The 25,221-nt window shown below is 65.1% G+C and carries 30 protein-coding genes and 1 pseudogene; 9 read left to right on the top strand and 22 right to left on the bottom strand.

Annotated elements, in window-relative coordinates; translation table 11 throughout:
- Positions 1 to 589: 589 nt before the first annotated feature.
- A complete protein-coding gene (locus J2R78_RS35795; protein ID WP_016842508.1) occupies positions 590 to 1,003 on the bottom strand; it encodes an SRPBCC family protein in 414 nt (137 codons plus the stop codon).
- Positions 1,004 to 1,236: 233 nt separating this feature from the next.
- Here J2R78_RS35795 and J2R78_RS35790 point away from each other — a divergent pair, with 233 nt between their 5' ends.
- Positions 1,237 to 1,542 (top strand): hypothetical protein, encoded by a 306-nt coding sequence (locus J2R78_RS35790; protein ID WP_057016599.1) that lies wholly within the window; start codon positions 1,237 to 1,239, stop codon positions 1,540 to 1,542.
- A 16-nt stretch (positions 1,543 to 1,558) separates the two neighbouring features.
- On the opposite strand, the gene J2R78_RS35785 is transcribed toward J2R78_RS35790, so the two are convergent.
- From J2R78_RS35785 to J2R78_RS35775, 3 genes are all read right to left on the bottom strand, one after another.
- Entirely contained in the window at positions 1,559 to 2,194 is a 636-nt protein-coding gene (locus tag J2R78_RS35785; protein ID WP_253608524.1) for a 2-dehydro-3-deoxy-6-phosphogalactonate aldolase, read from the bottom strand.
- Positions 2,195 to 2,204: 10 nt separating this feature from the next.
- A complete protein-coding gene (locus tag J2R78_RS35780) occupies positions 2,205 to 3,119 on the bottom strand; it encodes a 2-dehydro-3-deoxygalactonokinase (protein ID WP_225646715.1) in 915 nt (304 codons plus the stop codon).
- A gap of 140 nt (positions 3,120 to 3,259) precedes the next feature.
- Entirely contained in the window at positions 3,260 to 3,475 is a 216-nt protein-coding gene (locus J2R78_RS35775; protein ID WP_026192800.1) for a hypothetical protein, read from the bottom strand.
- A 208-nt stretch (positions 3,476 to 3,683) separates the two neighbouring features.
- On the opposite strand from J2R78_RS35775, the gene J2R78_RS35770 reads away from it, so the two are divergent.
- The gene (locus J2R78_RS35770) at positions 3,684 to 3,860 is read left to right on the top strand and encodes a hypothetical protein (RefSeq protein ID WP_166205288.1); all 177 of its coding nucleotides are present in this window, start codon (positions 3,684 to 3,686) and stop codon (positions 3,858 to 3,860) included.
- A gap of 15 nt (positions 3,861 to 3,875) precedes the next feature.
- Here J2R78_RS35770 and J2R78_RS35765 read toward each other — a convergent pair whose 3' ends face one another.
- Complete coding sequence (locus J2R78_RS35765) at positions 3,876 to 4,157, bottom strand: hypothetical protein (protein ID WP_253608523.1); 282 nt, start codon at positions 4,155 to 4,157, stop codon at positions 3,876 to 3,878.
- A gap of 140 nt (positions 4,158 to 4,297) precedes the next feature.
- Positions 4,298 to 4,474, bottom strand: a complete 177-nt coding sequence (locus tag J2R78_RS35760) for a hypothetical protein (protein WP_162832424.1) — start codon at positions 4,472 to 4,474, stop codon at positions 4,298 to 4,300.
- Between the two features lie 188 nt (positions 4,475 to 4,662).
- Here J2R78_RS35760 and J2R78_RS35755 point away from each other — a divergent pair, with 188 nt between their 5' ends.
- Both J2R78_RS35755 and J2R78_RS35750 read left to right on the top strand, forming a co-directional pair.
- The gene (locus J2R78_RS35755) at positions 4,663 to 4,887 is read left to right on the top strand and encodes a hypothetical protein (protein WP_057016542.1); all 225 of its coding nucleotides are present in this window, start codon (positions 4,663 to 4,665) and stop codon (positions 4,885 to 4,887) included.
- Positions 4,888 to 5,095: 208 nt separating this feature from the next.
- Entirely contained in the window at positions 5,096 to 5,452 is a 357-nt protein-coding gene (locus J2R78_RS35750; RefSeq protein WP_253608522.1) for a DUF6481 family protein, read from the top strand.
- A gap of 56 nt (positions 5,453 to 5,508) precedes the next feature.
- Here the strand turns inward: J2R78_RS35750 and J2R78_RS35745 are convergent, their stop codons facing one another.
- The gene (locus J2R78_RS35745) at positions 5,509 to 5,742 is read right to left on the bottom strand and encodes a pentapeptide MXKDX repeat protein (RefSeq protein WP_256558712.1); all 234 of its coding nucleotides are present in this window, start codon (positions 5,740 to 5,742) and stop codon (positions 5,509 to 5,511) included.
- A 361-nt stretch (positions 5,743 to 6,103) separates the two neighbouring features.
- On the opposite strand from J2R78_RS35745, the gene dctP reads away from it, so the two are divergent.
- The 3 genes from dctP to J2R78_RS35730 are packed head-to-tail and all read left to right on the top strand — an operon-like array spanning position 6,104 to position 9,032.
- Positions 6,104 to 7,126, top strand: coding sequence for a TRAP transporter substrate-binding protein DctP (gene dctP, locus J2R78_RS35740; RefSeq protein WP_253608521.1), 1,023 nt, complete (start codon positions 6,104 to 6,106; stop codon positions 7,124 to 7,126).
- A complete protein-coding gene (locus J2R78_RS35735) occupies positions 7,123 to 7,677 on the top strand; it encodes a TRAP transporter small permease (RefSeq protein ID WP_200844436.1) in 555 nt (184 codons plus the stop codon). Before dctP ends, J2R78_RS35735 begins: the two co-directional genes overlap by 4 nt.
- Complete coding sequence (locus J2R78_RS35730) at positions 7,674 to 9,032, top strand: TRAP transporter large permease (RefSeq protein ID WP_092083893.1); 1,359 nt, start codon at positions 7,674 to 7,676, stop codon at positions 9,030 to 9,032. The genes J2R78_RS35735 and J2R78_RS35730 overlap by 4 nt, the downstream gene beginning before the upstream one ends.
- Before the next feature lie 38 nt (positions 9,033 to 9,070).
- Here J2R78_RS35730 and J2R78_RS35725 read toward each other — a convergent pair whose 3' ends face one another.
- The gene (locus J2R78_RS35725) at positions 9,071 to 9,208 is read right to left on the bottom strand and encodes a hypothetical protein (protein WP_229159944.1); all 138 of its coding nucleotides are present in this window, start codon (positions 9,206 to 9,208) and stop codon (positions 9,071 to 9,073) included.
- 80 nt (positions 9,209 to 9,288) lie between these two features.
- Between J2R78_RS35725 and J2R78_RS35720 the strand changes: the two genes are divergently transcribed.
- A complete protein-coding gene (locus J2R78_RS35720) occupies positions 9,289 to 9,489 on the top strand; it encodes a hypothetical protein (protein ID WP_225161947.1) in 201 nt (66 codons plus the stop codon).
- 18 nt (positions 9,490 to 9,507) lie between these two features.
- On the opposite strand, the pseudogene J2R78_RS45460 reads toward J2R78_RS35720, so the two are convergent.
- Positions 9,508 to 10,267 (bottom strand): annotated as a pseudogene (locus J2R78_RS45460) (SMP-30/gluconolactonase/LRE family protein).
- A 389-nt stretch (positions 10,268 to 10,656) separates the two neighbouring features.
- On the opposite strand from J2R78_RS45460, the gene J2R78_RS35700 reads away from it, so the two are divergent.
- Positions 10,657 to 12,876, top strand: a complete 2,220-nt coding sequence (locus J2R78_RS35700; protein ID WP_253608519.1) for a lytic transglycosylase domain-containing protein — start codon at positions 10,657 to 10,659, stop codon at positions 12,874 to 12,876.
- Between the two features lie 67 nt (positions 12,877 to 12,943).
- On the opposite strand, the gene J2R78_RS35695 is transcribed toward J2R78_RS35700, so the two are convergent.
- The 13 genes from J2R78_RS35695 to eno all read right to left on the bottom strand — a co-directional run bounded on the left by J2R78_RS35695 (position 12,944) and on the right by eno (position 25,180).
- A complete protein-coding gene (locus tag J2R78_RS35695) occupies positions 12,944 to 13,912 on the bottom strand; it encodes a tripartite tricarboxylate transporter substrate binding protein BugD (RefSeq protein WP_253608518.1) in 969 nt (322 codons plus the stop codon).
- Between the two features lie 79 nt (positions 13,913 to 13,991).
- Positions 13,992 to 15,233 carry a threonine synthase gene (locus tag J2R78_RS35690; protein WP_253608517.1) on the bottom strand — a complete coding sequence of 414 codons (1,242 nt, stop codon included), beginning with the start codon at positions 15,231 to 15,233 and terminating at the stop codon, positions 13,992 to 13,994.
- 147 nt (positions 15,234 to 15,380) lie between these two features.
- Complete coding sequence (lpdA, locus tag J2R78_RS35685; RefSeq protein ID WP_253608516.1) at positions 15,381 to 16,802, bottom strand: dihydrolipoyl dehydrogenase; 1,422 nt, start codon at positions 16,800 to 16,802, stop codon at positions 15,381 to 15,383.
- Positions 16,803 to 16,819: 17 nt separating this feature from the next.
- Entirely contained in the window at positions 16,820 to 17,062 is a 243-nt protein-coding gene (locus tag J2R78_RS35680; RefSeq protein WP_253608515.1) for a hypothetical protein, read from the bottom strand.
- Complete coding sequence (locus J2R78_RS35675) at positions 17,063 to 17,239, bottom strand: hypothetical protein (RefSeq protein ID WP_168858567.1); 177 nt, start codon at positions 17,237 to 17,239, stop codon at positions 17,063 to 17,065. It lies immediately after the preceding gene.
- 12 nt (positions 17,240 to 17,251) lie between these two features.
- Positions 17,252 to 18,604 (bottom strand): pyruvate dehydrogenase complex dihydrolipoamide acetyltransferase, encoded by a 1,353-nt coding sequence (locus J2R78_RS35670; RefSeq protein WP_253608514.1) that lies wholly within the window; start codon positions 18,602 to 18,604, stop codon positions 17,252 to 17,254.
- Positions 18,605 to 18,606: 2 nt separating this feature from the next.
- A complete protein-coding gene (locus J2R78_RS35665; RefSeq protein WP_018271806.1) occupies positions 18,607 to 18,912 on the bottom strand; it encodes a DUF5076 domain-containing protein in 306 nt (101 codons plus the stop codon).
- 5 nt (positions 18,913 to 18,917) lie between these two features.
- Positions 18,918 to 20,312 carry a pyruvate dehydrogenase complex E1 component subunit beta gene (locus J2R78_RS35660; RefSeq protein ID WP_028334064.1) on the bottom strand — a complete coding sequence of 465 codons (1,395 nt, stop codon included), beginning with the start codon at positions 20,310 to 20,312 and terminating at the stop codon, positions 18,918 to 18,920.
- 45 nt (positions 20,313 to 20,357) lie between these two features.
- Positions 20,358 to 21,377 carry a pyruvate dehydrogenase (acetyl-transferring) E1 component subunit alpha gene (pdhA, locus tag J2R78_RS35655; protein ID WP_253608513.1) on the bottom strand — a complete coding sequence of 340 codons (1,020 nt, stop codon included), beginning with the start codon at positions 21,375 to 21,377 and terminating at the stop codon, positions 20,358 to 20,360.
- 159 nt (positions 21,378 to 21,536) lie between these two features.
- The gene (locus tag J2R78_RS35650; protein ID WP_028339710.1) at positions 21,537 to 21,851 is read right to left on the bottom strand and encodes a septum formation initiator family protein; all 315 of its coding nucleotides are present in this window, start codon (positions 21,849 to 21,851) and stop codon (positions 21,537 to 21,539) included.
- Between the two features lie 139 nt (positions 21,852 to 21,990).
- Complete coding sequence (locus J2R78_RS35645; protein WP_076825467.1) at positions 21,991 to 22,542, bottom strand: NADPH-dependent FMN reductase; 552 nt, start codon at positions 22,540 to 22,542, stop codon at positions 21,991 to 21,993.
- 170 nt (positions 22,543 to 22,712) lie between these two features.
- Complete coding sequence (locus tag J2R78_RS35640) at positions 22,713 to 23,849, bottom strand: zinc-binding dehydrogenase (RefSeq protein WP_253608512.1); 1,137 nt, start codon at positions 23,847 to 23,849, stop codon at positions 22,713 to 22,715.
- A gap of 47 nt (positions 23,850 to 23,896) precedes the next feature.
- Entirely contained in the window at positions 23,897 to 25,180 is a 1,284-nt protein-coding gene (gene eno, locus J2R78_RS35635) for a phosphopyruvate hydratase (protein ID WP_057016595.1), read from the bottom strand.
- Positions 25,181 to 25,221 lie beyond the last annotated feature (41 nt).

The following is a 25,221-nucleotide window of genomic DNA, read 5'->3' as shown; positions in this document are numbered from 1 at the left end:
ACTCGCGTCTTTATCATTCAGCGCACGAAACGATTCCGTAGTTCTCCGTGCGTGAACAAAGTTCCGGCGGCGATTGAGGGACTGATCGCTTTCCGTTCGTGCGATTGCAGGTTCCACTTGCCGTGAGCTCCGGCAGCGCGCTTCGCAATTTCTTAATCCAAGAATGTTTCTCTAGAGGATTGTGAGTGCGCGCATCGGTCGTCGATATTTTTCAGGACCGCGATGGACGATTCCCAGATCGTCCTTTTTGTTCGATGAGGATTCGCACGACCAAAACATCACGCGAGCGATGCGAACGCACGGCGCGCAGCGGTCACGCCGCGAGAGTCTCACTTTGGTTTGCTCGGCCGATGCGCCATTCCCATATACACCCCACCGGCCTTCAATTCCGCCAGCATCTGGTCGATCCGCTTGCGCTGTGTTGCAGTTCGCACGCTGCGGCCGATCCAGTGCAGATAGTCGTTGCGCTAATACGGCGGGCGCGTCTTGAACGCCTGCATCAGTCCGGCAGCATCGAGCTCGCGGCGAATGCTCGCCGGCATCGCCGCGCGCGGTCGCTTCAACGTCACGCCGCCCTCCGATCGCCGGATCAGGACCGCCGCTTGGCTTCGACGTAACGCTTGAAGTTATCCAGGATCGCCTGCCAGCCGCCGCGTTGCTGCTCGACCGAATGAGTATCCTCGCTGTCGAAGCTGACCTGCACCTTGACGCCGCCGGTCTCCGGCGTGAATGCGACCTGCGCGCTGCGATCGCCGAACGAATATTCGAGCAGCCGGGGCTCCTCGACCCTGGTGTAGGTGCCGGCGAAATCGAACCCCATGCTGCCGTCCTTGGCTTCCATTCGCGACGAGAAGGCGCCGCCGGTGCGCAGGTCGACGGTCGCGGCGGTCGTGTGCCAATCGTCGGAAGCCGCGTTCCACTGCTTGATGTCGTCGGGCGTCGTATAGGCGCGCCAGACATCCGCGATCGGCGCGGCAACGGTCGTTTCGACGGCAATCCTCATATCTATTCCCTCGTCGCGATGGGGTGAAATTGACGCGCCTCCCGGGCGGCGCCGGACCGCGGCCATTCTATTAGGGCCATGGACGCCTTCGTCAAATGGCAATGTCCGGGCCACCGGGAACATGAGGAGATCCGGGATGCCATTCAACCAACCAGATGGTGCGTGGTCGCCACAAGAATTTCGTCAGGAATGACCGTGTATGCAAGACGGGTCCAATGCCCGGAGAGCGCGTCATGCGGAACCTGAACACTGTCCTGAGCAAGCTGAACGACCGCCTGCTGCGGCTGGAGGGCGAACTGTTCGTGCTGCGATCGATCGCGCGCGCCGCCCTCACCGCCGGCGACGAGTCCGCCGTCCGCACCCGCAAGCTGCTCGAAGGCGCAAGGCTCGCGCTGTCAGACGAAGCCGAACGGCCGCTGGACGCCGCGACCGGGAAATACGTCGCGGCCGCGATCGCCATGGTCGAAGAGCTGCTTGAGAATCCACGCGAGGCGGCCCCGCTGTTCAGGGTGATCGACGGCGGCAGGCGGGACGATTAGCGCGCTTGCGCCGAGCCTAGCCGGTACCCTGCACGGCCTTGTCATAGGCCTCGATCGTCAGCCTTGCCCTGACCGCAATATCCGTGCCCGTCATGCCCGGCTTGTAAAGGCTGCTGCCGAGACCGAAGGCGCGAATGCCTGCCTTCACATACTCGGCGAAATTCTGGTCCGAGACGCCGCCGACCGCGGCGATCATCACGTCCGGCGGCAGCACGGCGCGGATCGCGGTGATGCCGGCGGCGCCGAGCACGCTGGCCGGAAAGAATTTCAGGCTCGATGCCCCCGCGCGCGCGGCGAGCAGCGCTTCCGTCGGCGAGAACACGCCGGGCATCGTGATCATCGCGTGGTCCCGGGCACGCGCCAGCACCTCGACATCGACATTCGGCGACACCATGAGGCGGCCGCCGACGTCGTGCAGGCGATCGACGTCGGCTGCGGTCAGCAACGTGCCGGCGCCGATCAGAACATCGGCCGGCGCGCGCTTCGCCGCGATCTCGATCGAGCGGAACGGCTCTGGCGAGTTCAGCGGAATCTCGATCGCGGTCATGCCGGCGTCGAGCAGCGCGCCGACGATGCCCAGCACCTCGTCCGGCTTGACGCCGCGTAGGATCGCGACCAGCGGGCGCTTCATCGGCGGAAACGGAATACTCATGCGTTGATCCTCACTTCTTCCAGATCGCCGCCGCCGCTCCGGCGAGGCCACGGCGAACCGCCTCCTCCGCATCCATGACATTGAGCGGAATCGAAAGGGCTTCGAGCGCCATCTGATAGAGCCGCTGCAACCGGCCCGAGGCAATCAGCGTAACCGGCGCTCCCTGCTTCCGTTCCGCGAGGCCCGCCGCCAGCTCGACGCCGATCAAAGTGCCCGAGATCGTCTCACGCGCGGCCTGTGCGTTGCCGCCGAACAGCAGCTGGCGCGACCGCACGCGAAATAGCAGATTGGCCGCCAGCGCCGGCGCCGCGAATGCCGCCGCGACCGCCGCGCGGAACGCATCGCCGTCAACCGCTTCCTCGGCGCCGGCGACGGCGTGCGACAGGATGGTGTCGCGCGCGACCGCGCTGAACAGCTCTCCGGTCATGAAGGTCGCAAAGCGTTCGACCGTTCCGCCGCGGACCCTCACCCATTTGGAATGCGTTCCCGGCATGCAGACGAGCGCCTCGCCCGGCGCATTCAAGCCGAGCGCCCCCAGCAGCTGGGTCTCCTCGCCGCGCATGACGTCGGGCGCGGCGGCATCGCGCTGCGCGATCCCGGGCAGGATACGGATCTCGCGCGCCTGCCCGCCGACCACGACGGCGCCGTTGAGGATGTCCATCAGATGCGCCGGCGTATCGATATAGCCGGCCTCGACCCAGCCCTGCCGCGCGCCGGCCATGCCGCAGATCACGACCGGCAGGTCGGCCGCCGCGCCCAGCGCATCGAGATGCGATTGCAGCACGGCCGCAAAGCCGGTCCTGGCTGCCGCGGTCATGCCTTCATCGCTGCGGCGCTCACCGAGCACCTTGCCACCGGCGCCCGTCAGCCAGAGCCGGAAGCTGCTGGTGCCCCAGTCGACCGCGACATAGGAAAGCCCGCTCATCGCGCCCTGTTCCACGCTCTCAGTGTCCCGCGCGCCGACGGCGCCGCTGCCAGACGCGATAAAGGCGATCATCGCGCCACGCAAGGTGGCTCGGTGGCGTGACGCCACGAGGCCTCGCTGGCATCGGACGCGCGGATCGATTACCGCGCGCCCTTCAGCGTGCAGGAGGTCGTGCAGGTCGTAACGTTGCCGCGGTCACATTTGATGCAGGCGTTGACGCACTGATCCATGACCTTGGGATTGTACTGACTGTAAAGATTGGCCGCACAGCTGTTGGTCGATCCCGTAACCTCCGGGTCGGACCAGCAACCGGACAGTAAAAATGCTGCGGCACTCAAAATGGCGACCTTGCGCATAAGGCCTCCTGCCACGCCGTATCCGAGTAATGTTGCAAGTAACCTTGATGGGTTAGGTTAAATTCCGGTTTCAATTGCGGCCTTATTCGGAAGCAGTATTGCTTATCCACCGGACATTTCCCCAAGGTCCGGGCCCACACCGGCAAGGCCGTCAGGCGACCCCGCCTGGCGGCTTTGTTGCCCAGCAATGCACAAGGAAACCAACAAGATGGCCCGAAAGCCGCGGTGGTCGTTCAAGGAGGACCGACGACTGATGGAACTGGCACGCTCCTCGAAGTCGCTGGAGGAGGTCGTGAAGGCGACCGGCCGCTCGCCGGAGCGGATCAAGAAGATGGCGATGCGCCTCGGCCTGTCGATCAAGCCGCGCAGTACCACCAAGAAATGACTTGAAATACGGCCGCTAGAGTTCTGGCGGACAATCGTCCTTCGCCCGCACCGGGATCGCTCTGACCTCGCCCTGCGGCTTGGCCTCAGCCTCAGCCTCAGCCTCAGCCTCGGTCCTCCTGGTGCAGGTGGTCAGCACGAAAGCAACCCGGCTGCATTGCCATTCCGGCCCGAGCGCCGCATTGGACACCGGCTCGGGCGACGCCAGTGTCAGGGATAGATACGCCACCAAAACGGCACCCGCCGCGCCTGCGGCAGCCAGCGCCGCGCCCTTTCCGGACCACAGCTTGGACATCATGGCCTAGGTTCCCGCCGATCTTCAGGAGTCGAGGCAGCCCGCCTGTCCGCGTGTGATCGGAATCACAACCGGGATCAAACAGTTCAGCCCGAGTCTTTGGCCTTGATGTGGGATCGATATTGCACTGCCGCAAGACGGGATCAGCGCGCCGGCTCGATCACATTACAGTTGGTCCGGCCCGACATCAGGCAGTCCTGCATCTTGCTCGCCGCCGTCAGGTCATGCGCGAGCCAGAGGCCGACCGCGAGCATGACCGCTGCGACCAGCAGTCCGATCAGCGCGCCCCTTCTGCTGCCTCCGTCGTCGGATTCGCTCATGCGAGCTTCGGTTCCCGGTTGCCACGGTCCGCATCATGACCCTTTGCACGGTTGCGTGCGATCAATTCTGCAACAGTCGCACAACGAAATGCACGGCCGCGGCCGTCGGCACCGCAATTCCGTTGCGCGCCAGGGGCGACTCGCGAAAGACTACTCGCTGAAGTGGAGCGCGTGTGCGGGGCGTGCCGATGAGCGAACAAGAAGCAACGACGTACGACTATCAGCGTTACAGGCAGTTGCTCTCGGAGGCTGTCGATGAGAGCAGCAGGCAGCGGCTGATCAGCCTCCTGATCGTCGAAAGGGCGCGCGACAGGCTGGAAGCCCAGCGCGCCTCGGACCGGAGCGCGATGACCGCCGAGACGGTCGCCAAAGTCCTGGGTAACGGACGACGCGAGCACCTCCAGCGCGGCTGAACTTTTCAACAGCCCTTGTTCAACAGCCCTTGGTGACCAGCCACTCACCACGCGTCCGCGGGGCGAACGATGGCCGCTTGACGCTGGCTCATATCTCCCTTGCTCCACAGCCCTCCGTTCACCACTGGCAATTTCGTCGCCATTCACTTATTGAAACGCCGAACCAACCCCATCCATCACCCGAACAGAAAGCAGCAAGGCTTCCTCTATGAGTGGCTTCAAGGAACCGGGTTTTGCCGACCGCCAGAAAGCGGCCCTGCAGGCGCGGCAAAACCTCCTCAACAAGTTTCGCGCCCAGCCGGGAGCTGACGATCCCGCTGTGAAGGCACGTGCCGAGGAGCGCGCGGCGATCGCCGAACGCCGCACCAAGGCCAAGGAGGCCCGTGAGGCCGAAAAGGCCGAGCAGAAGCGCCGCGAGGAAGAGGCCGTCGCCGCCGACGCCGCCCGCATTGCGCGCGAGAAGGAAGAGGAAGCCGCCCGCGAGGAGGCGCTGCTCGCCGAGCAGAAGGCCAAGCGCGATGCCCGCTACGCGGCACGCAAGGAGCGCGGCAAGAAGAAGCGCTAAGGCGCAACCAGGCCCGCCAGAGCGGCGGGCCTGCGGACAGCGGGCGATGACGGCAGTCAGTTCTTCTTCATGCCGTCGTCTTTCTTCATCATCGCGCCGCCGTCCTTCTTCATGGCGTCGTCCTTCTTCATCATGCCACCGTCCTTCTTCATGGCGTCCTTGGACATCGTGTCTTCCTTCTTCATCGCGTCATCCTTGCCCATCTTGTCCTGAGCGAAGGCGGCGGGCGCCAGCGCCAGGCTGAACGAGAGCAGCACGGCGGAAAGGCCGAGGCGGGTCTTGGTGGTCATGGTGATGATCCCTTGTGTGGTCGAATGTGAGCGCGACGACTTGCCGCTCTCTACTCGACGCACTTGCGCCGGCCGTCGTTACCTCCAATAACGAATTCTTGAAGCAGCACGGCTGCGGTCGCCCGGCGGCTGGTCGCGCGACGGTTGCGTGACGACGCGGCGTCACCGCGCATCAGTGTGCACCGCAACAACGGCAAGGCTTGAACGTCAGGACTTGAACGTCAGGACTTGCAGCCCCGTATCGGCTCGCACTATCAGGGCGCCTCGAACTATCAGACTAGAGAATATTCACGCGAAGACCGGCTAAGCTAAAGCTCCGCGCCGGCCTAACAGCCACTCAAGAAGCTCTCAGGGGAGAACAATGCTCACACGCCGCCACGTCCTCGCTTCCGCCCTCGCCGCACCCGCCATCCTGCGGATGGGCATCGGGACCGCACATGCCGCGACCACGCTGAAGATCTCGCACCAGTTCCCCGGCGGCACGATCGACAAGGGCGACTTCCGCGACCGGCTGTGCAGGATGTTCGCGGCCGAGGTCGCCAAGCGCTCGGGCGGTGAGCTGACCGCCGAGGTCTATCCGAACTCGTCGCTGATCAAGACCAACGCGCAGTTCTCGGCGATGCGCAAGGGCGCGCTCGACCTCAGCCTGTATCCGATGCCCTATGCCGGCGGCGAATTGCCGGAGACCAATATCGGCCTGATGCCGGGCCTCGTCACCACCTACGATCAGGGCCTGCGCTGGAAGAAGGAGCCGGTCGGCAAGGCCTTGAGCGACTTCCTCGCCGACAAGGGCATTCTGCTGATCTCCTGGGTCTGGCAGGCCGGCGGCGTCGCCAGCCGCTCCAGGGCGATCGTGGCGCCTGAAGATGCCAAGGGCCTCAAGGTGCGCGGCGGCTCGCGCGAGATGGACATGGTGCTGCAGACCGCCGGCGCCGCCGTGCTGTCGGTGCCGTCCAACGAGCTCTACGCCGCGATGCAGACCGGCGCCTGCGACGCCGGCATCACCTCCTCCACCAGCCTGATCTCGTTCCGCCTCGAGGAGGTCGCGAAATCGCTGACCTCGGGCGCCGGCGCCTCCTACTGGTTCATGCTGGAGCCATTGATGATGTCGAAGGCGATCTTCGACAAGCTGCCGAAAAACCAGCAGGACATCATCCTTGCCGTCGGCACCGAGCTCGAGGCGTTCGGCCGCAAGGGGGCGCAGGACGACGATACCGAAGTCGCCAAGGTCTATGAGAAGGCCGGCGCCAAGGTCAGCGCGCTCGATGCAACCATTGTCGGCAAGTGGCGCGACATCGCGCGCGATACCGCATGGAAGGACTATGGCGCCAAGACCGCCACCGCCGCCAACCTGCTGAAGCTCGCTAGCGACGTCGCCGCATGATCCATGGTCCGGTCGCGGATCAGGCCGAAACCGCAAGCATCGCCGCGGGCAACACGCCCGTGGCCTTGCTTGGGCGCGCGCTGTCCATCTGCAACAACATCATCGTGGTGTTCGCCGCGCTCGCTCTGGTCGCGGCCTGCGTGATCCTGAGCTACAGCGTGCTCGGCCGCGCCCTGTTCCACAGCCCGAACTACTGGCAGGACGAGGCGGCCGTCTTCCTCCTGGTCGGCGCCACCTTCATGACCTCGGCCTATGTGCAGAGCCAGCGCGGCCATGTCAGCATCGAGGCGTTCGTCGGGCTGCTCTCGGCGCGCGCCAACGCCATCAGGCTGTGGCTGGTCGATGTCGCGAGCTTCGCGTTCTGCGCCTTCTTCGCCTGGAAGTCCTGGACCCTGGCACATGAAGCCTATGTCGACGGCCAGGTGTCCAACTCGATGTGGTCGCCGCCGCTCGCCATCCCCTACGTGCTGATGGCGCTGGGCATGACGCTGCTCTGCGTGCAGATCCTCCTGCAAATCATCATTCCGCTGACGGGTGGCGCGCGCCGATGACCGTGTTTGGTATTGGTATCTCCTACGGACTTGCCACCCTGTTTGCGATGTTCTCCGGCATGCCGATCGCGTTCGCGCTCGGTGCGGTCGCGGTCGTGTTCATGGCGATCTTCATGCCGGCGGCCTCGCTCGATACGGTGACGCAGAACGTCTACGAGGAGATGGCCTCGATCACGCTGCTGTCGATCCCGCTGTTCATCCTGAAGGGCGCGGCGATCGGCAAATCGCGCGCTGGCCAGGATCTCTATTCGGCGCTGCACGCCTGGCTGCACCGCGTGCCCGGCGGCCTCGGCGTCGCCAATGTGTTCGCCTGCGCCCTGTTCGCGGCGATGGCCGGCTCCTCGCCCGCGACCTGCTCGGCGATCGGTTCGGCCGGCATTCCGGAGATGCGCAAGCGCGGCTATTCCGGCGGCTTTGCCGCGGGGATCATCGCCGCCGGCGGCACGCTCGGCATCCTGCTGCCGCCCTCGATCACGATGATCCTGTTCGCCGTCGCAGCCGAGAAATCGCTGGGACGGCTGTTTCTCGCCGGCATCGGTCCCGGCCTGCTGCTGGTGACGCTGTTCGGCCTCTACGCCGTGTTCCGCTTCCGCAAGGAATACGCCATGGCCCGCGCCGTCTATGACGCGACCGGCAAGGACGCGGCGATCCTGCAGCATGACGAATTCACCATGGCCGAGCGCTTCAGCGCGCTGCCGCGCGTGATCCCGTTCGTGCTGCTGCTGACCGGCGTGATGATCGCGCTCTATGGCGGCTACGCCACGCCATCGGAAACCGCCGGCCTCGGCGGCCTCCTGGCGCTCGGGCTGATCGCCGTGATCTACAGCGTGTGGACGCCCAGCGACCTGTCGCCGATCCTGAAATCGACCATCCGCGAGTCCACCATGCTGATGCTGATCATCGGCATGTCGCTGCTCTATTCCTATGTGATGAGCTATCTGCACATCTCGCAGTCGGCGGCGGAGGCGATCGTCGCCATGCACCTGCCGCGCTGGGAGCTGTTGTTTGCGATCCTCGTGATGGTGATCGTGCTCGGCTTCTTCCTGCCGCCGGTCTCGATCATCCTGATGACCGCGCCGATCATCCTGCCGCCGCTGCGCGCGGCCGAGTTCGACATCATCTGGTTCGGCGTCGTCATGACCATCGTGATGGAGATGGGCCTGATCCATCCGCCGGTCGGCCTCAACATCTTCGTCATCCGCAACGTCGCGCCCGACATCCCGCTGAGCGAGGTGATCTGGGGCACGCTGCCATTCGTGCTGCTGATGATGTTCGCAGTGCTGTTGCTCTGCTTCTTTCCGGAGATCTCGACCTGGCTGCCGAATCTGATCATGGGGCCGGACGGCGGGCGCTAGACCGCTTGCGCGCTGCGAGGACGCGGCAGACCGTAGTTTCAGGCAGCCTCCTGCTCGCGTTCCGCGAGCGCCCTCTCGATCCGGCGGACCAGCACCGCCGTCGGACGCCCCTCGCGCTGCAGCCGGCGGAGCTCGTTCCACAGCCTGATGATTTCGCGGTCTCGCTCGTCGTCCATGGCAGCACTCTCCCGGAGCGCGCCAATATGAACGAAACAAGAACGAAACTCAAGGCCCCGAGATCAAGACGCAGTCGCTCGTGCAGGAACCAGAGCGACGCGGCGCGATTGGTTCCTTCATGAAAATGGCCAAGGCAATTCGCAGGCAGGCGCAGACCGCGGAGCGGGTTGCATTGACGACGGCCGACGCACTTGTCGCCAACCAGATGCGCTCCCTCGCCCGCGCCTTCAGGAGTCAGGCCGATATCCTGAAGAGGAAAGAGAAGAAAAAGAAGAAGTGAGACGCGCCTGCGGTCGGGTCAGGGATAGCCATCACCCGGCGAGCCGACCTCGACCACATCGATCCGCGACGCGGACCTGCCCTTGCGTAGCTCCTCGTAGGACGTCTCCGCGCTCAGGCAGAACAGCGTCCTGCGGTCCGCGCCTCCGAGCGCGCAGGCAAGCGCGCGGCGGCCGGACACCGTGATGCGCTTACGCTCCACACCGGTGCGATCGATCCGGACAAAAGCATCTTCCGTGAAGGACGCGACCCAGGTCGCCCCGTCGGCATCGAGGCAGATGCCGTCGGGATCGTTGATGCTGCCGAACCGCCCGCGCAGGCTCAGGCCGCCGTTCCGGCGCGATGTCGTATTCGGCGAGACCGGCGCCATCCATTTCGGCAACGACGAGTCGGCGATGGTCGGAGGAGACGGCAATGCCGTTGGGAAACCGCAAGCCTTCAGCAACGACGCGCGCACTGCCATCGGCCGTCACGAGGATGATCCGGCCGACCGCACCGCGGCGCTCCGGCGGCGGCAGGTTGAAGCAGAGATCGCCGACATAGGCGCGTCCCTGCCCGTCGATGATCATGTCGTCGATCGTGCCGGTCGCGACCTCGGAGAGATCGGCATAGAGCGACAGCGCTCCATCGGAAAACCGCAGCAGCCGCTTCCTGAACATCGTCAGCACGACGATGTCGCCATCAGGCAGGACGCCGAGACCACACGGCGTGCCGTCGGTCAGCGCAGCATGCTCCTGCAACTCGCCCGACGAGCTGATGCTCAGAAGCGCCCGCGCCATGCAATCGACGAACCAGAGCCGCCCGCGATGCCATCGCGGGCCTTCGAAATAGCGGCCGCCGTCGAGGATCGTTCTGAGGCGAGCCGTCATGACGCACCGGCTCGAGAAAAGTGATGTGGCAGTGACATCGGCAGCCCCCACGTGCGCTCGCGACGACGATACAACTCACGCGGAACCGGTCAAAGCACGGTGCGGCCGTCCGTTTCCGCCGTAAAAACCCCGGTTCCCGCGGGTTCCACACGCCATATTCCATATTTCGCCGCGTTTTCCCTGTTGAGTTGCAGCTGCATTAAGACTCGAGAATCGAGGGTAGTGATAATCTGCGGCGGTTGTGCCGCCGTATGACGCGTTCTGTTGTGCCTCATGGTTTCTCAGGGGGGGACCAGGGAATGAACCGTTGCCTACGTCCGCTGGCGTGCTTCGCCACCGCCGCCGCGCTCGCGCTGCTTCCGGTCCAGGCGACCGCCAAGCCGCATCACCAGCACCAGGCCAAGAGCGGCCACGGGGACAAGAAGGCGCATGGCGGCAAGGCCGCGCGCGAGAGCACCTCCGGCAAGCGGCGGCACGCCAGACATGGCGCCGACAAACGTAAATCCGCGAAGGCCAAATCCGATCCTTCCAAATCCGCTGAGAAGGCGCCCGAGCCGGAGAAGCCCGCAGGGCCGCAATTGTCGGGCGATCTCGCCACGATCAAGGATGCGATCCTCGCCGCGCGCAGAGGCAAGACCAGCGATGCGACCGACATCCAGGCCAGGATCACCGACCCGGTCGGGCGAAAACTCGTCGAGTGGTATCTGCTGCGCCACTCGGAATCGAGCGCGCCGTTCAGCCGCTATGCGGCATTCGTGACGGCCAATCCGGACTGGCCAAGCGTCACGCTGTTGCGCAAGCGCGCCGAAGCGCGGATCTGGCAGGAGCGCAGCGATCCGGCCACGGTGCACGGCTTCACCCTCGATCAGCCGATCAGCGGCAAGGGCAAGTTCGCGCTCGCCCGCACGCTGCTGGCTGAAGGCGACCGCGACGGCGCCACCCGGCTGATGCGCGAAGCCTGGCGCTCGGAGGAACTGTCCGATCGCACCGAGAGCGACGCCTATGATGCGTTCAAGGACCTGCTGACGCGCGACGACCATCGGGCGCGCATGGACAAGCGGATCGGCGCCAAGGATCTCGCCGGCGCGAGGCGCGCGGCGCAGCGGCTCGGCAGCGACGATCTGGCGATCGTGAAAGCCTGCGGCGCGGTCCGCGGACAATCCAGCAAGGCAGAGGACACGCTCAACGATGTGCCGGCCGATGCCCGCCGCGATCTCGGCTACACGCTGTGCCGAATTCAGTGGCTGCTTGCGAAGAACAAGGTCGACGAAGCCGCGCGCGTGACGATCGCGGCTGAGCCCGAGACGATGGCGCAGCAGGACACCGACCAGTGGTGGCGCGAGCGCCGCATCCTGTCCCGCAAGCTGCTCGACCAGGGCGAGTACCAAGCGGCCTATGACGTGATCCGGCCCGCGGCGGCGCCGGACAATCCTTATTACCGCTCCGACATGCACTTCATGCGCGGCTGGATCGCGCTGCGTTATCTCAATGACGCCAAGACCGCCGCGGCGCACTTCGCGCATATCGACGAGGGCCAGACCAACCCGACCGTGCTGGCGCGCGCCGCCTATTGGCGCGGCCGCGCCGCCGAGGCTCTCGGCAATTCCGCGGCGATGCGGGCCGACTACCAGGCCGCCGCGCGCTACCCGACGGCCTATTACGGTCAGCTCGCGCTGGCCAGGCTCGGCCGTGATGGTGGCGTCGAGCTGCGCGCGCCCTCGCCGGCCGCCAGCGCCGGCAGCATGGCGGCGGATGAGCGCGTCCGCGCCGCCGATATGCTCTATGCGATCGGCGAGCCCGACGTCGTGCTCTATTTCGCCGCCGATCTCGCCGAGGAAAGCACCGATGTCGGGATGCTCGAAGCGCTCGGCGAGCTGACCGGCCGCCGCAACGATGCCCGCGCCATGCTGCAGATCGGCAAGATCGCGCTCGCGCGCGGCTTTGCCTTCGACCATTACGCTTTCCCGGTGATCGGCATTCCCAAGCACATGCCGATCGCGCCCGATATCGGGCGCAGCATGACCTACTCGATCGCGCGTACCGAAAGCGCGTTCGACCAGCGCGACAAGTCGGCGGCCAACGCCGTCGGCCTGATGCAGGTGACGCCGGAAGCTGGCCGTGACACCGCCAAGCGCTTCGGCGTCAGCTATGACTGGAGCCGGATGGTGTCCGATCCCGTTTACAACACCCAGATGGGCGCAGCCGAGCTCAGCGCGTTGCTGTCGGAATATCGCAACTGCCACATCATGACCTTTGCCGGCTACAACGCTGGCCGCGGCCGCGTCCGCGACTGGATCAAGGCCTATGGCGACCCGCGCGATCCCAAGGTCGATCCGGTCGACTGGGTGGAGCGGATCCCGATCTCCGAGACGCGCAACTACGTGCAGCGTGTGATGGAGAATTTCGCGGTCTACCAGGCGCGGTTCGAGGACGCCGGCACGGCGGTGGCTAAGAACGACGGGCGCGTCGTGACGCAGGAGAGCAACGCGGCGCCGGCTGAGGCAATGCCGTCGCAATAATCCAGCGTGGCCCCGGCCTAGTGCGCAATTGCGTACGGGGGCCGGGACGACGCGGAGAGAGCGCGGTTCAATCCACCTTCACGTTGGCGGCCTTGATCATCGGCCACCATTTTGCGATTTCCGCCTTCTGCCAGGTGCCGAGCGCTTCCGGCGTCAGCTGATCCTTCGGCGGCATCTGCAGGCCCAAATTCTCCAGCTGCTTCTGCACGGCCGGATCGGCCATCGCCTCGACCGCAGCGGCATTGAGCTTGGCCACGATCTCCTTCGGGGTACCCTTCGGCACCCAGAGGCCGGACCACAGCGTCATGTGGAAGCCCGGCAGGCCGGCCTCGTCGACCGTCGGAACGTCAGGCGCATTCGCGACCCGCTTGGAATCGGTGACCGCATAGGCGCGGATATTGCCGGCACGGACCTGGTTGATCGAGTTCGAGGTCTGGTCGACGATGATGTCGATCTGGCCGGCGACGAGGTCGTTCAGCGCCGGCCCGGTGCCGCGATACGGCACATATTGCAGCTTGATGCCGGAGACGTTCTCGAAATAGAGCCCGGCGATATGGCTGCCGCTGCCGGCGCCGGCGGTGCCCGCGGTCGGCGGCGCCGGCCGCGACTTCAGCCACTCCAGCAACTCCTTCAGCGATTTCGCCGGCACGGCGTTCTTGCTGACGATGATCATCGGGTTGCTCGGCAGCAGCACCACCGGCTCGAGATCGGTGACGAGGTCGTAGCCGAGCTTGTAGATCGCGCCGTTGGCGACATGGGTGCCGAGATGGCCGAACGAGATGGTGTAGCCGTCGGGCGCCGAGCGCACCGCACGGCCGACGCCGATCGAGCCGCCGGCACCGGTCACGTTCTCGATCAGCAGCACCTCACCGAGCGACTGCTTCATGCGCTCGCCGAGGATGCGTGCCATCGCATCCGAAGGACCGCCGGCGGCAAACGGCACCACGATGGTGATCGGGTGCGTCGGATAGGTTTCCGCGGAAACGTTCCCCGTTAACGCCAACATCGCCAACACGGCCAGAACCAGCTTCCGCATCACGCTCTCCCTCAATTTTCTTGTTTCCAATTATTTTTGAAGGGCCACCTCTCGACAAGATGGCCCTTCGGATGAGGCGTCAGAACTGCGAGAAGTCGATCGGCTTGTGCCGGTCGAGCGTGCGGGTGATCGGCGGCAGCGGGTATTTCAGGCCGCTGGCGCAGTTGAACAGCATCACGCGGTCGCTCTTGCTGACACGGCCGTCGGCGAGGCTCTCCTTGTAGGCGGCGTAGGTCGCGGCGCCCTCGGGGCACAGCAACAGCCCCTCCTCGCGCGCGACCTCATTGAGGGCGGCGCTGATCTTGTCGTCATCGACGGCGATCGCAAAGCCCTTGCTCTCGCGCACCGCGCGCAGGATGAGGAAGTCGCCGATCGCCTGGGGCACGCGGATGCCCGAGGCGATGGTGTGGGCGTCCTCCCAGCGCGCGGCGTGCTCGGTGCCGGCCTCATAGGCCCGCACCATCGGCGCGCAGCCGGAGGCCTGCACCGCGACCATGCGCGGGCGCTTGCTTCCGATGAAGCCGATCTTCTCGAGCTCGTCGAACGCCTTCCACATGCCGATCAGGCCGGTGCCGCCGCCGGTCGGGTAGAAGATCACGTCGGGCACGTCCCAGCCGAGCTGCTCGGCAAGTTCAAGCCCCATCGTCTTCTTGCCCTCGATCCGGTACGGCTCCTTCAGGGTCGAGGTATCGAACCAGCCGACCTTCGCCTTGCCCTCGCCGACGATCTTGCCGCAGTCATCGATATAGCCGTTGACGCGATAGACGGTGGCGCCCTGCAGCTCGATCTCGCTGACATTCACCTCCGGCGTATCGGCCGGGCAGAAGATCGTGGTCTTGATGCCGCAGGAGGTCGCATAGGCCGCCAGCGCCGCGCCGGCATTGCCGTTGGTCGGCATCGCCATGTGCTTGATGCCGAGCGCCTTGCCCATCGACACCGCCATCACCAGGCCGCGTGCCTTGAACGAGCCGGTCGGCAGCCGGCCTTCATCTTTCACAATGATCTCGCCGCCGCCAAGCTTGGCGCCGAGCCGCGGCAGCCGGATCAGCGGCGTCGTGACCTCGCCGAGGCTGACGATATCCTTGCATTTGCGCACCGGCAGCAGCTCGCGGTAGCGCCACAAATCGGCGGGACGCTGCGCCAGGGCGTCCTTCGTCAGCGCCTTCTTCACCCCGGCAAGGTCATAGCGCACCAGCAGCGGCTTGCCGGCCTTGGAGAGGTTGTGCACCTGGTCGGCGGGATAATGATCGCCCTCCATCGCGCATTCGAGATGGGTGACGAAAGTCGGGCGTTCGATGGTGAGGTTGTCGTTGTCTTTCACTGGCTCTGTTCTTTCTCAGGCTTCTTGCGTCAACGGCTCTTTCCGCTTGTCATCGCCGGGCTTGACCCGGCGATCCATCTTGCAAAAAAGCTTTCGCTTGATGGATGCGCGGGTCAAGCCCGCGCATGACGAGCTGAATTCGGCCACTCAAATATTCAGCACCCGCCCGTAGGCGTCGAGCACCGCTTCCTTCATCATTTCCGACAAGGTCGGATGCGGGAACACGGTGTGCATCAGTTCCTCTTCCGTGGTCTCCAGATTCATCGCCACGACGTAGCCCTGGATCAGCTCGGTGACCTCGGCGCCGATCATGTGGGCGCCGAGCAGCTGGCCGGTCTTCTTGTCGAAGATCACCTTGACGAGGCCCTGGTCCTCGCCGAGCGCGATCGCCTTGCCGTTGCCGACGAACGGGAAGCGGCCGACCCGGATCTCGCGGCCGTCTTCCTTGGCCTTGGCCTCGGTGAGGCCCACGGAGGCGACCTGCGGGTTGCAGTAGGTGCAGCCCGGGATCATCAGCTTGTCCATCGGATGCGGATGCAGGCCCTTGATCGCCTCGATGCAGATCACGCCCTCATGCTCGGCCTTGTGCGCGAGCATCGGCGGTCCCGCGACGTCGCCGATCGCATAGATGCCGGGAACGTTGGTCTTGCCGAGGCCGTCGATCACGATGCAGCCGCGATCGGTTTTGACGCCAAGCTTCTCCAGCCCGAGATTCTCGATATTGCCGACCACGCCGACCGCCGAGATCACGCGCTCGAACTCCACCGCTTGCGGCTTCTCCTTGCCGTCGTCGATGGTCGCAACCACGCTGTCGGCCTTCTTCTCGAGCTTTGTCACCTTGGTCGAGGTGAGTATCTTGATCCCCATCTTCTCAAACCGCTTGCGGGCGAGCCCTGCGATTTCCGCATCCTCGACCGGGAGAATCTGCGGCAGCACCTCGACCACGGTGACGTCGGCGCCCATGGTGTGGAAGAACGAGGCGAACTCGATGCCGATCGCGCCGGAGCCGACCACCAACAGCGACTTCGGCATCCGCTCCGGCACCATCGCCTCGAAATAGGTCCAGATCAGCTTCTTGTCGGGCTCGAGCCCGGGCAGCACGCGCGGCCGCGCGCCGGTCGCCACGATGATGTGCTTGGCCTGATAGGTGCCCTCGCCGCTGGCGCCCTTTGGCGCCTCGACCGCCGACTTCTTCACCGTGATCTTGCCGGGGGCATCGATCGTGGCTTCGCCCCAGATCACCGTGACCTTGTTCTTCTTCATCAGGAAGCCGACGCCGTCATTGAGGCGCTTCGAGACGCCGCGCGAGCGCTGCACCACCGCCTTCGGATCGAACGAGACGTTGTCGGCCGACAGGCCGTAATCCTTGGCGTGCTGCATGTAGTGATAGATCTCGGCGGAGCGCAGCAGCGCCTTGGTCGGGATGCAGCCCCAGTTCAGGCAGATGCCGCCGAGATAGGATTTCTCGACGATCGCGGTCTTGAAACCGAGCTGCGCGGCGCGGATCGCGGTCACGTAGCCGCCGGGGCCGGAGCCGATGATGATGACGTCAAAGGATGTGTCGGCCATGGCGGCTCCCGTTCAACTCAACGTGTGACGCCGCGGGCGCGGCTTCTTGCGATCAATGACCTGACCAGCCATTCGAGCCCGATCACCACGGCCATGATGGCCAGGGCCGTCAGCACGATCGGCTGGGCGATGTTCCGCGCCAGCTGTTCGCCGGCGAAGAACGCGGAGTGCAGAAAATCGAACCCGACCGGATTGCAGACCAGCGCGGCCGACAGCAACAGCGAGATCCAGGGCCAGCGCGTGCGAGCCGTGCCGGCCATTCATCCGTACTCCCGCCATACCGCACCGAGGAACACGGACCACGCCAGCGCCAGCACCGCGGCGCCGATCATCATGATCCTGAACTGGATCGTCGATATCAGGTCGCGGTTGACCGCGACGAGCAACGCGACGGCGATAGCGGCGAGCAGGACGTACGGACCGACGATCGCGTACATGGCGGATGCCTGTCACACCATCATCATCACGGGGTTTTCGATCAGCTGCTTGAAGGCACCGATCAGCTCGGCGCCGAGCGCGCCGTCGATCGCGCGGTGATCGCACGACAAGGTCACGCTCATCATGTGCGCGATCTCGATCTTGCCGCCGCGCACCACCGGACGTTCCTCCGAGGTGCCAACCGCGAGGATCGAGGCATGCGGCGGGTTGATCACGGCGGTGAAGTGGTTGATGCCGTACATGCCGAGGTTGGAGACCGCGGTGGTGCCGCCCTGATATTCCTCCGGCTTCAGCTTGCGGGCGCGGGCGCGGGCGGCGAAATCCTTCATCTCGTTGGAGATGGTCGAGAGCGTCTTGGTCTCGGCCTTGCGGATGATCGGCGTGATCAGGCCGCCCGGCATCGCCACCGCGACGCCGACGTCGGAATGCTTGTGCTTGAGCATGCCGCCTTCGGTCCAGCTGACGTTGCAGTTCGGAATCTTCTGCAGCGCGACCGCCATCGCCTTGATGACGAAGTCGTTGACCGAGATCTTGTAGAGCGGCTTCTTCTCCTTGTCCTTCGGCGCTGCGGCGTTGATCTCCTCGCGCGCGGCGAGCAGCTTGCCGATGTCGCAGTCGATGGTGAGATAGAAGTGCGGGACGTTCTGCACCGAGGCAGTGAGACGCTGCGCGATGGTGCGACGCATGCCGTCATGCGGCACCACCTCGTAGGAGCCCGGCTCGAACAGCGCGAGGATCTGCTTGTCCGACATAGACGGCGCGATGCTCGGTCCCGCGGCGGGCGCTGCCGCCGGCGCCTTCAGGCCCTTGCCGGACTTGGCCTCGTCGACGTCGCGCGCGATGACACGGCCATGCGGGCCGGTGCCGGTGACGCGGGCGAGATCGATGCCGGCTTCCTTTGCCAACCGGCGCGCCAGGGGCGACGAGAACACGCGGGCGTGGCCGTTGACCTGCGCGGCGGGTGCGGCGGCCTGAGGCGCGGCGGCCGGCTTCGGCGCAGGCGCTGCAGCCGGTGCGGGAGCCGCCGCAGGCGCGGCCTGCGCGGCGGGCTTCGGCGCCTCGGCGGGTTTCGCGGCCGGTGCGGCGCCCGCTCCGGCGCTGGCCGCCGCCTTCACATCCTCGCCGTCGCCGGCCATGACGGCGATGACGTCGTTGACCGGCACGTCCTGGGTGCCCTCGGGCACCAGGATCTTGGCGATCGTGCCTTCATCGACCGCCTCGACTTCCATCGTCGCCTTGTCGGTCTCGATCTCCGCGATCACGTCGCCGGACTTGACCTTGTCGCCCTCTTTCTTGAGCCACTTGGCGAGGTTGCCCTTTTCCATCGTCGGCGACAGCGCGGGCATGAGAATATTGATCGGCATTGTCAGTGACCTTGTTGCGACCGCGGTTTGGTTTGGCCCATGTCGGTCGGCCGGGCGATTTCGGCTTCGAACATCTCGACGATGCGCGCGAGCGCCTCGTCCTCGGTGTATTCGCTCTCGCGCGCATAGGCGCGTGCGGCATGGCGGGCGATGTCGACCAGCATCAGCCCCCACATGTCCGGCTCCTCGAAAGCGCGCTGGAACGCGATCGACAGGCCGCCATCGACGACGAAGGCGCGCAGCACCTCGATGGCGTCGTCGCGGCCCATCACGTCAGGCGGCAGCGGCTGCTCCTTGGGACCGGCCATCGGCGTTACCGGTAGGATACGGCCTTGGCGGCGGCGACCACCTCGGCGACGGAGGGCAGAGCGAGCTTTTCGAGGTTGGCGGCATAGGGCATCGGCACGTCCTTGCCGGAGACGCGCGCCACCGGCGCGTCGAGATAGTCGAAGGCGTGCTCCATGATGCGCGCGGCGACCTCGGAGCCGACGCCGCTCTGCTGCCAGCCCTCCTCGACCGTCACCGCGCGGCCGGTCTTCTTCACCGAGTTGATGATGGTCTCGGTATCCATCGGACGGATGGTGCGGAGATCGACGACCTCGGCCTCGATACCTTCCTTGGCGAGTTCGTCGGCAGCCTTCAGCGCATAGGACATGCCCATCGCCCAGGAGACGATGGTGACGTCCTTGCCGGCGCGGGCAATCCGCGCCTTGCCGATCGGCACCACGAAATCAGCCAGCTTCGGCACCTCGCCGGTGTGGCCGTACAGCACCTCGTTCTCGAGGAAGATCACCGGATTGGGATCGCGGATCGCGGCCTTGAGCAGGCCCTTGTAATCAGCGGCCGAATACGGCGCGATCACCTTGAGGCCCGGAATCTGCGAGTACCACGCCGCGTAGTCCTGGCTGTGCTGCGCGGCGACACGCGCGGCGGCGCCGTTCGGGCCGCGGAACACGATCGAGCATCCCATCTGGCCGCCGGACATATAGAGCGTCTTGGCGGCGGAGTTGATGATCTGGTCGATCGCCTGCATGGCGAAGTTGAAGGTCATGAACTCGACGATCGGCTTCAAGCCCGCCATCGCCGCGCCGACGCCGACGCCGGCAAAGCCGTGCTCGGTGATCGGCGTGTCGATCACGCGGCGGGCGCCGAATTCCTGCAACAGGCCCTGCGTCACCTTGTAGGCGCCCTGATATTCCGCGACCTCCTCGCCCATGATGAAGACGTCGCCGTCGCGGCGCATCTCCTCGGCCATCGCATCGCGCAGCGCCTCGCGAATGGTCTGCGTGACCATCTCGGTCCCCGCGGGGATTTCCGGATCAGGCAGTGGCTCGGTCGCGGGCGCGGCCGGCGCCTTCGCCGCGGGCTGCGGCGCTTCCGCCTTGGCTTCGGCCGGCGCGGCCTCGGCGGCCTTCGGCTGCGGCGCTGGGGCAGCCGGCGCCTTGGCGAGGTCGGCGGCGCTCTCGCCGTCGACGAGAATGGTGGCGATCGGCGTGTTCACCGCAACGTCCGCGGTGCCTTCCGGAATCAGGATCTTGCCGAGCGTGCCCTCGTCGGTTGCCTCGACCTCCATCGTCGCCTTGTCGGTCTCGATCTCGGCGATGACGTCACCGGACTTGATGGTCTCGCCTTCCTTTTTCAGCCATTTGGCGAGGTTGCCCTTCTCCATGGTGGGCGACAGCGCAGGCATCAGCACTTGAATGGGCATATCGGCTCCCGAAATCGGTCTTGAGATTCGTCTGCGCGGGTGGGGTCAGCGGTAGATGTCGGTGTAGAGCTCGGCTGGATCCGGCTCCGGATCGTGCTGCGCGAAGTCGGCGGCCTCGTTGACGATCTCGCGCACCTGGGCGTCGATCGCCTTCAGGTCCTGCTCGCTGGCGCCCGAGCCCAGCAAGCGGTTGCGCACCTGCTCGATCGGGTCCTGGTCGTGACGCACCTTCTCGACCTCCTCGCGCGTGCGGTACTTCGCCGGATCGGACATCGAGTGGCCGCGGTAGCGGTAGGTCTGCATCTCCAGAATCATCGGACCGTTGCCGCCGCGGCACCAGGCCACGGCCTCATCGGCGGCGGCCTTGACGGCGCGCACGTCCATGCCGTCGACCTGCTTGCCCGGAATGTTGAAGGAGGCGCCGCGCTTGGAGAAATCCTGCTGGGCCGATGCGCGCGACACCGAGGTGCCCATCGCATAGCGATTGTTCTCGATCACATAGATCACCGGCAGCTTCCACAGCTCCGCCATGTTGAAGCTTTCATAGACCTGGCCCTGGTTGGCCGCGCCGTCGCCGAAATAGGTCACGCTGACGTTATCGTTGCCGCGATAGCGGTTGGCGAACGCAAGGCCGGTGCCGAGCGAGACCTGCGCGCCCACGATCCCGTGACCGCCATAAAAGTGCTTCTCCTTGCTGAACATGTGCATGGAGCCGCCCTTGCCGTGGGAATAGCCGCCGCGGCGTCCGGTCAATTCGGCCATCACGCCCTTGGCTTCCATGTCGCAGGCCAGCATGTGGCCGTGGTCCCGGTAGCCGGTTATGACCTCGTCGCCCGGCTTCAGCGCCATCTGCATGCCGACCACGACCGCTTCCTGGCCGATATAGAGATGGCAGAAACCGCCGATCGCACCCATGCCGTAGAGTTGACCGGCCTTCTCCTCGAAGCGCCGGATCAGGAGCATGTCCCGCAGTGCCTTGAGCTCCTGCTCCTTGGTGAATTCGGGGGGAGAGCCGGCCTTCTCCTGCCCTGATTCTTTTGCGACGCTTTTCTTGGGTGCGGCCATGGCAATTCCGGGTGAGAGAAGTCGGAGAACCCTCTCTAACCCAACTCAAATCGCCTTGGAAGGATTGCGTTCGCCCGATGGAATTTTGCTATGCCGCACTGCAGCGCAGCGCGACATTTTTGTGATAGCGCGCGAGTGATTTTGAAATTTGAGAACGCGTCAGTTCTTGTTGATCCGAACGAGATCACGCGGATTGGCGTAGTCGAGCTGGAAGCGCGCGCGCTCGTCCAACATGTCGGGATCGACCCGGTCCGACCGCAGCAGCGACACCCGCTGCTCGCCCTCGGCCCGCTCCTTCTTCAGCCGCGCCAGTTCGGAAGTCAGCGCGATGATCTCCTGATCGAGCTCCTGCCGCGCGTTCAAGCCGTATTTGCCGGTGTAGGCGTTGACGCCGAAATAGCCGACCATCAGCGCCGCCAGCGTATAGAGGGCGAGCCCGGTCAGAATCGATTTGAGGCGTGTGCGGGAAACCATGGCCGCGAGCATGCGGCCATGGGGTTAACGAACGCTGAACCAGAGCGTTTTCGAACGAAGTGGATGCCGGTTCGCGTGAAGACAACGCGTCAAAGCAAGTTCAGAGCCCGTTCCGATTCATTCGGAACGGGACTCTTGCTCAGCGGTTCTGCTTTTCGATAAAGGCCGCGAAGGCGTCGAGATACTGCTGCAGCACACCCTTGAGCGACTCCTTGGTCAGTTCGCCGTTGTCGTCGAAGGCATCGCCGACGCCGTTGAGATAGGCTTCCGGCTGACCGAGGATCGGGCCGGAAATGCCGGGCAGGATGTTCTGCAGGTGCTTCACCGCGCTGACGCCGCCGAGCGGTCCGGGCGAATTGCCGATGATGCCGACCGGCTTGCCGATGAACGAGCTCTTGCCGTAGGGCCGCGAGGCGACGTCGATGGCGTTCTTCAGCACGCCCGGGATCGAGCGGTTGTATTCGGGGGTCACGAACAGCACGCCGTTCGACTTCTGCAGCTTCTCGCGGAAGGCAAGCCAGTCCGCCGGCGGCGCGGCCTCGAGGTCCTGGTTGAAGAAGGAAATTTCCTGAAGCGTCGTCACATCGAGCTTCAGCGACGCCGGTGCAAGCTTGGCCAGCGCATTGGCGATCTTGAGCGAGAAGCTCTGTTTGCGGATGCTGCCGACGATGGTGACGATGTTATAGGCCATAGCAAATTCCCCTCGGATTGCGCGTGAAACTGGTGGCCCTCACCTACCGGCGCACCAAGAAAGATGCAAGTGCATGGATCGTCCAATTCCGGAAACGCAGCGTTTCGCGGAATTGGTCTATGCAAAGCAAAAAGGCCGTCCCTTCCGGGACGGCCCTTGCGTTTCGATCCTCAGCCCTTGTTCGGGTTGATCAGGAATTTCTCGCCGGTCGCGCGCTTGTTGTACACGGCGATGTTGTCGAGCTGCAGGGTCTCCTGCAACGACACCACCTTGGTGTAGTGACTGGCGAAAGTCGTCTTCAATTCGGCCACCACGCGCTGGCGCAGCTTGTTGCCGGCCTCCGGACCGATCTTCATCAGGAATGGGAACAGCAGCCAGCCGCCGACGCCCCAGGCCATGCCGAAACCGCGCGGCAATTCGATCGAGCGGGTGTCGAGGCTGCCATAGACATAAACCTGCTTGTGCACATTCGAGCCGTAGCGGCTGTAGGCCTTGGCGGTCTTGTTGATCGCGGTCTCCATCGCGACCAGGATCTGGCCCGCGAGCTTGCCGCCGCCGATCGCATCGAAGGCGATGGTGGCGCCGGTTTCGACCAGCGCGCCTGTGAGCTTGTCCATGAAATCGGGCGCGGAGGAATCGACGACATACTTGGCGCCGATCTTGTGCAGGATGTCGGCTTGCTCCTTGTTGCGCACGATGTTGACGAGGCCGATGCCGTCCTTGAGACAGATCTTGTTGAGCATCTGGCCGAGATTGGATGCCGCCGCCGTGTGCACCAGCGCCTTGTGCCCCTCGCGCCGCATCGTCTCGGTCATGCCGAGCGCGGTCAGCGGATTGACGAAGCAGGACGCGCCTTCCGCCGGCGTGGTGCCGTCGGGCAGCGGCAGGCATTCGTTGACGCGCAACGTCCGGTATTGCGCATACATCGCGCCACCGATCATCGCGACCGTCCGGCCCATCAGCGCTTTCGCCGCATCCGATGAACCAGTCCTGATCACGACGCCGGCGCCTTCATTGCCGACCGGCATGGACTCGTCGAGCCGTGCGGCGAGGCCCGGCAATGCCGCTTCCGGCACGCGCGCAGTCACCACAGGCAATTCCTTGCTGCCGGAGACCTTGGCGGCCGACATGTCGGCCGGGCCGATCAAAAGACCGAGGTCGGACGGATTGATCGGGGTCGCCTCGACCCGGACCACGACCTCGTCGGGCCCGGGCTCGGGGGTCGGGACATTGACCAGCGATATCTCGAGCTCGCCATTCTTCTTGAGCAGCGAACGCAGTTGCAGACCGCTCTTGCCGTCGCTCATCCCGACCTCCCGTTTTGCGTGTGTTGGATCCCGATCAAGTTGGGGCGCTACGCCAGCGCCTTCAAGGCCGCCCTGCCCGCGTATTTCGCTTGGGTGCCGAGCTGCTGCTCGATGCGCAGCAGCTGATTGTACTTGGCGGTACGGTCGGAGCGCGCCAGCGAGCCGGTCTTGATCTGCCCGCAATTGGTGGCGACCGCAAGATCGGCGATCGTGGAATCCTCGGTCTCGCCGGAGCGGTGCGACATCACGGCGGTGTAGCCGGCCTTGTAGGCCATCTCGATCGCCGCAAGCGTCTCGGTCAGCGTGCCGATCTGGTTGACCTTGACCAGGATCGAATTGGCGCGGCCGTTCTTGATGCCGTCGGCAAGCCGGGTGACGTTGGTGACGAACAGATCGTCACCGACCAGCTGACACTTCTTGCCGATCGCATCCGTCAGCTCCTTCCAGCCGTCCATGTCGTCCTCCGACATGCCGTCCTCGATGGTGACGATCGGATAGCGGCCGACGAGATCGGCGAGATACTTCACCTGCTCGGAGCGCGAGCGGGTCTTGTTCTCGCCGCCATAGACGTAGGAGCCTTCCTTGAAGAATTCGGTGGAGGCGCAGTCGAGGCCGAGCACGACGTCGTCGCCCGCCTTGTAGCCGGCCTTGCCGATCGCATTCATCACGAACTCGAGGGCGGCGTCGGCCGACGGCAGGTTCGGCGCGAAGCCGCCCTCGTCGCCGACATTGGTGTTGTGGCCGGCCTTCTTCAGCTCGCCGCGCAGCGTGTGGAAGATTTCCGAACCGCAACGTAGCGCCTCGGCGAACGACGTGGCGCCGACCGGCAGGATCATGAACTCCTGGAAGTCGATCGGGTTGTCGGCATGCACGCCGCCATTGATGATGTTCATCATCGGCACCGGCAGCGTCCGCGCCGAGGTGCCGCCGACATAACGATACAGCGGCATGTCGAAGGATTCGGCGGCGGCCTTGGCGCAGGCCAGCGAGACGCCGAGGATGGCGTTGGCCCCGAGCCGGCTCTTGTTCGGCGTGCCGTCGAGCTCGATCATGATCTGGTCGATCGCGACCTGCTCCTCGACCGCCTGGTCGCTGAGCGCCTCGAAGATCTCACCGTTGATGGCGGCGACCGCCTTCTCGACGCCCTTGCCGAGATAGCGCGCCTTGTTGCCGTCGCGCAGTTCCACCGCCTCATGCGCGCCGGTGGAGGCGCCCGACGGCACGGCCGCGCGACCGATTGACCCATCCTCCAGCACCACATCGACCTCGACCGTGGGGTTGCCGCGGCTATCAAGGATTTCGCGGCCGATGATGTCGACGATGTCAGTCATGACGTGCTCTTTCTCGATATGGGGTTGGCTGATGCGCCGCG

The sequence above is a fragment of the Bradyrhizobium sp. USDA 4538 genome, assembly GCF_024171045.1.
GTDB classification, from domain to species: domain Bacteria; phylum Pseudomonadota; class Alphaproteobacteria; order Rhizobiales; family Xanthobacteraceae; genus Bradyrhizobium; species Bradyrhizobium australafricanum.
The sequence above is the reverse complement of the archived record's forward strand: the minus strand, read 5'-3'. Positions and strand labels throughout refer to the sequence as shown.

Excerpts from the sequence above, each read along its gene's own strand:
- J2R78_RS35795 (WP_016842508.1), bottom strand. The coding sequence starts at position 1,003 with ATGAGGATTGCCGTCGAAACGACCGTTGCCGCGCCGATCGCGGATGTC.
- J2R78_RS35790 (WP_057016599.1), top strand. The coding sequence starts at position 1,237 with ATGCGGAACCTGAACACTGTCCTGAGCAAGCTGAACGACCGCCTGCTG.
- J2R78_RS35785 (WP_253608524.1), bottom strand. The coding sequence starts at position 2,194 with ATGAGTATTCCGTTTCCGCCGATGAAGCGCCCGCTGGTCGCGATCCTA.
- J2R78_RS35780 (WP_225646715.1), bottom strand. The coding sequence starts at position 3,119 with ATGAGCGGGCTTTCCTATGTCGCGGTCGACTGGGGCACCAGCAGCTTC.
- J2R78_RS35775 (WP_026192800.1), bottom strand. The coding sequence starts at position 3,475 with ATGCGCAAGGTCGCCATTTTGAGTGCCGCAGCATTTTTACTGTCCGGT.
- J2R78_RS35770 (WP_166205288.1), top strand. The coding sequence starts at position 3,684 with ATGGCCCGAAAGCCGCGGTGGTCGTTCAAGGAGGACCGACGACTGATG.
- J2R78_RS35765 (WP_253608523.1), bottom strand. The coding sequence starts at position 4,157 with ATGATGTCCAAGCTGTGGTCCGGAAAGGGCGCGGCGCTGGCTGCCGCA.
- J2R78_RS35760 (WP_162832424.1), bottom strand. The coding sequence starts at position 4,474 with ATGAGCGAATCCGACGACGGAGGCAGCAGAAGGGGCGCGCTGATCGGA.
- J2R78_RS35755 (WP_057016542.1), top strand. The coding sequence starts at position 4,663 with ATGAGCGAACAAGAAGCAACGACGTACGACTATCAGCGTTACAGGCAG.
- J2R78_RS35750 (WP_253608522.1), top strand. The coding sequence starts at position 5,096 with ATGAGTGGCTTCAAGGAACCGGGTTTTGCCGACCGCCAGAAAGCGGCC.
- J2R78_RS35745 (WP_256558712.1), bottom strand. The coding sequence starts at position 5,742 with ATGACCACCAAGACCCGCCTCGGCCTTTCCGCCGTGCTGCTCTCGTTC.
- dctP (WP_253608521.1), top strand. The coding sequence starts at position 6,104 with ATGCTCACACGCCGCCACGTCCTCGCTTCCGCCCTCGCCGCACCCGCC.
- J2R78_RS35735 (WP_200844436.1), top strand. The coding sequence starts at position 7,123 with ATGATCCATGGTCCGGTCGCGGATCAGGCCGAAACCGCAAGCATCGCC.
- J2R78_RS35730 (WP_092083893.1), top strand. The coding sequence starts at position 7,674 with ATGACCGTGTTTGGTATTGGTATCTCCTACGGACTTGCCACCCTGTTT.
- J2R78_RS35725 (WP_229159944.1), bottom strand. The coding sequence starts at position 9,208 with ATGGACGACGAGCGAGACCGCGAAATCATCAGGCTGTGGAACGAGCTC.
- J2R78_RS35700 (WP_253608519.1), top strand. The coding sequence starts at position 10,657 with ATGAACCGTTGCCTACGTCCGCTGGCGTGCTTCGCCACCGCCGCCGCG.
- J2R78_RS35695 (WP_253608518.1), bottom strand. The coding sequence starts at position 13,912 with ATGCGGAAGCTGGTTCTGGCCGTGTTGGCGATGTTGGCGTTAACGGGG.
- lpdA (WP_253608516.1), bottom strand. The coding sequence starts at position 16,802 with ATGGCCGACACATCCTTTGACGTCATCATCATCGGCTCCGGCCCCGGC.
- J2R78_RS35680 (WP_253608515.1), bottom strand. The coding sequence starts at position 17,062 with ATGGCCGGCACGGCTCGCACGCGCTGGCCCTGGATCTCGCTGTTGCTG.
- J2R78_RS35675 (WP_168858567.1), bottom strand. The coding sequence starts at position 17,239 with ATGTACGCGATCGTCGGTCCGTACGTCCTGCTCGCCGCTATCGCCGTC.
- J2R78_RS35670 (WP_253608514.1), bottom strand. The coding sequence starts at position 18,604 with ATGCCGATCAATATTCTCATGCCCGCGCTGTCGCCGACGATGGAAAAG.
- J2R78_RS35665 (WP_018271806.1), bottom strand. The coding sequence starts at position 18,912 with ATGGCCGGTCCCAAGGAGCAGCCGCTGCCGCCTGACGTGATGGGCCGC.
- J2R78_RS35660 (WP_028334064.1), bottom strand. The coding sequence starts at position 20,312 with ATGCCCATTCAAGTGCTGATGCCTGCGCTGTCGCCCACCATGGAGAAG.
- pdhA (WP_253608513.1), bottom strand. The coding sequence starts at position 21,377 with ATGGCCGCACCCAAGAAAAGCGTCGCAAAAGAATCAGGGCAGGAGAAG.
- J2R78_RS35650 (WP_028339710.1), bottom strand. The coding sequence starts at position 21,851 with ATGGTTTCCCGCACACGCCTCAAATCGATTCTGACCGGGCTCGCCCTC.
- J2R78_RS35645 (WP_076825467.1), bottom strand. The coding sequence starts at position 22,542 with ATGGCCTATAACATCGTCACCATCGTCGGCAGCATCCGCAAACAGAGC.
- J2R78_RS35640 (WP_253608512.1), bottom strand. The coding sequence starts at position 23,849 with ATGAGCGACGGCAAGAGCGGTCTGCAACTGCGTTCGCTGCTCAAGAAG.
- eno (WP_057016595.1), bottom strand. The coding sequence starts at position 25,180 with ATGACTGACATCGTCGACATCATCGGCCGCGAAATCCTTGATAGCCGC.